The following is a 653-nucleotide window of genomic DNA, read 5'->3' as shown; positions in this document are numbered from 1 at the left end:
GTCATAGCCTGTTAACAGCTCACCGAAGCTTATCGCAGTTTTCCACGTCCTTCATCGCCTCCTAGTGCCAAGGCATCCGCCGTCAGCCCTTAGTAGCTTAACCATAAGTCTTTTATAAACTAAGTTAACTCTAAACGCTTAATTCTGTAGTACACCGACTCTCATTGTGCGCAAAGCCTTGGCTTTGCCTGCACCAGTCGGTATCTACGATTTAGATACCCTGCTATTCAATTGTCAAAGATCTATAAACTTTTTGTGTTTTAAAAGTTTAAAAGAAGAATATGATCCAGAGGATCACATTCTTGTCTTAACCTTTTAAAGACTGGTGGAGGTGAACGGGATCGAACCGATGACCTCCTGCGTGCAAGGCAGGCGCTCTCCCAGCTGAGCTACACCCCCAGCATTTCTCAATCGATTTCAAGGGGCCGGAGATGCTAGGCATCGGCCTGCGCAGCGTACATAACGTACGTAAGCAGGGCGATAACACCGCAGATTCGGTGCCTTGTGATCGATTTGATCAAAGCTAAGCTTGGTGGGCCTAGGTGGACTTGAACCACCGACCTCACGCTTATCAGGCGTGCGCTCTAACCAAGCTGAGCTATAGGCCCAATGCCCTTGATCTCTCAAAACTGAACAGTATAGAGCGGGGTTGA

2 tRNA genes and 1 rRNA gene are annotated in these 653 nt (G+C 47.9%); all 3 read right to left on the bottom strand.

Annotated features, from left to right (window positions below):
* A 23S ribosomal RNA gene (locus JWJ90_RS22855) occupies window positions 1-103 on the bottom strand; the annotation flags it as partial.
* 220 nt (window positions 104-323) lie between these two features.
* Window positions 324-399, bottom strand: a tRNA-Ala gene (locus tag JWJ90_RS22850).
* Between the two features lie 131 nt (window positions 400-530).
* Window positions 531-608: transfer RNA gene (locus tag JWJ90_RS22845), tRNA-Ile, on the bottom strand.
* Window positions 609-653: the final 45 nt, after the last annotated feature.

This window comes from Desulfobulbus rhabdoformis (genome assembly GCF_016919065.1).
In the GTDB taxonomy this organism is placed as follows: domain Bacteria; phylum Desulfobacterota; class Desulfobulbia; order Desulfobulbales; family Desulfobulbaceae; genus Desulfobulbus; species Desulfobulbus rhabdoformis.
The sequence above is the reverse complement of the archived record's forward strand: the minus strand, read 5'-3'. Positions and strand labels throughout refer to the sequence as shown.